At 76.3% G+C, this 1,918-nt stretch carries 2 protein-coding genes; one reads left to right on the top strand and one right to left on the bottom strand.

Annotation, left to right across the window (positions count from 1 at the left end; translation table 11 throughout):
* Positions 1-845, bottom strand: an 845-nt coding sequence (locus ACIQOV_RS39540) for a DUF4232 domain-containing protein (protein WP_401055737.1), incomplete at its 3' end; no start/stop codon positions are given.
* 225 nt (positions 846-1,070) lie between these two features.
* Here ACIQOV_RS39540 and ACIQOV_RS39535 point away from each other — a divergent pair.
* Positions 1,071-1,712 carry a hypothetical protein gene (locus tag ACIQOV_RS39535; protein ID WP_401055735.1) on the top strand — a complete coding sequence of 214 codons (642 nt, stop codon included), beginning with the start codon at positions 1,071-1,073 and terminating at the stop codon, positions 1,710-1,712.
* Positions 1,713-1,918 lie beyond the last annotated feature (206 nt).

Raw genomic sequence — 1,918 nt, 5'->3', positions numbered from 1 at the left:
CCCTCCACGACGCTCTTCCGATCCGGGCGCAGGGCGATCTTCCGCGGCGGGTCGTCGGCGCCGGTGCCGGAGGCGATCCCGGCGCCGCCGCGCAGGATCCGCACGCCGTCGAGGGGCTTGTGGTCGAGGTCGAGCGGCTGCACCTGCGGGTAGCCGTCGAGGGTGACGACGGCGGTGCCGCAGTTGCGCAGGTGCAGGCCGACCACGCGCAGGCCCATGGCGGCGTCGCCGTCGTCGGCGTACAGCCGCAGGCCGGAGGGCGGGCAGGGGCCGCCGGCACCGGGTGCCTCGGCGGTGGGCACGCTGCGGACCTTGAGGAGCTCCGGCTTCGGCGGGCGGGGGTTGTCGGGCTGTCCCAGGGTGGGCGCGCCCGGGCGGGAGCCCGGCCCGGTCGGGCCGGGCGCGGTCAGGTCGATCCGCCCCTTCTCGGTGGCGCCGGGGGCGAGCCCGGTGACGGTCCGGGTGAGGTTCCCTCCCCCGCCCGACCCGGGGCTGCCGAACACCGCCGCGCCGCGGCTCGGATCGGGGCCGTTGAACACCACGGTGTAGTCGTAGGGTTCGCTGTTCGGGTTGGTCACCTCGTACTCGAAGCAGGTGCGGCCGACGGCGGTGATCCGCACCCCGCCCTGGGCGAGCGCCGTCGGCTGCGGCACGCCGGGTGCCCCCGGCGACGGGGTGCCGCACGACCCGGGGCTGCCGGAGGCCTCCGGGCCGCCGCCGGAGGCCGCGGTCGTCGCGGTGCCGCCGGAGGCCGCGGTGCCGCAGCCCGCGAGCAGCAGTACGGCGCCGGCGGCGGCGAAGTGACGGACCATCAGCGATGGTCGGGGCGAGGAGGTCTGGCGCATCGGCCGAGTCGATCACGCCCCGCGCCGGACGGCAGTGAGCCGCGTCACTTCGTGTGCAACAGCCCTGCCACGGTCCGCGCCGGCCTCCTCGCCGGGTGACGGCCCGCCGTCCTTTCCAGTGACTTGTCCGCCCGACCCGGCCGTTTCCGTTTGGCGTGTCCACGCCGCCGGAATCCCTGTGCCTCAAGAGGGCCGCGAGGCCCCGCACCGAAGGGAACCGCCAGCGTGCACCACATCATCCGGAAACTCGCCCTGCTCACCGCCGCCACCGCGACGACGGCCACCGCGGCCGTCCTCCCCGCCCCGCCCGCGCACGCCGCGCCCCGGCTGTTCGGCCCCGCGGAGTTCGGCATCAGCTTCACGCCGGACGGCGACCCCGGCCAGTGCGGCGGGCGCCAGGGCGAACAGTGGCACCTCAACGGCGACTGGTCCGACGAGATCCGGCTCGACACCGACGACCGCCCCGGCGGCTGCCGGCTCGCGTTCGGCATCTACGATCCGCAGAACCAACTGGGCTCCGCCTCCTTCCGGTACGCCTTCCAGTCCTCCCCCGGCACCGCCCCGGGGCAGTGCGGCAACGAGGGCGACTACCGGATCCCGACCTCGTCGACGGCCCGCACCTTCGGCCCGACGATCCGCATCGACACGGACAGCCGTCAGGGCGGGTGCACGCTCACCTTCCTCGTGTCGAACACCGCGTCCGCCACCCTCGACATCCGGTACGCCGGGGACGGCGACGTCAGCCAGTGCGGGGGCGCCCTCCCGAACGACGTCCACACCGCGTCCCCGGGCCATCCGGTGGCACTCGCCGTCGACACCGACAACCGCCCCGGCGGCTGCCGGCTGCAGCTCCGCATGAACGTCTAGCCGCGGGGCACGGCCCGGACACCCGGGCCGTGCCCGCCGGCCCGAGGGAGTGGGCGGGCTTGCCGACGTGCCGGTTCCGGGTGCCCGCCGAACGGACATCGAGCCACCCGGACGTCGCGGCGGGTCGGACCCACTCGGGGTCCACCCGCCCGCGTTGCGGGGGGGGCGGGCGGGGCGGGGGCCCCCCCCCCCCCCCCGGCCAAAAA

The organism is Kitasatospora sp. NPDC091257 (assembly GCF_044757675.1).
In the GTDB taxonomy this organism is placed as follows: domain Bacteria; phylum Actinomycetota; class Actinomycetes; order Streptomycetales; family Streptomycetaceae; genus Kitasatospora; species Kitasatospora lactacystinica.
The sequence above is the reverse complement of the archived record's forward strand: the minus strand, read 5'-3'. Positions and strand labels throughout refer to the sequence as shown.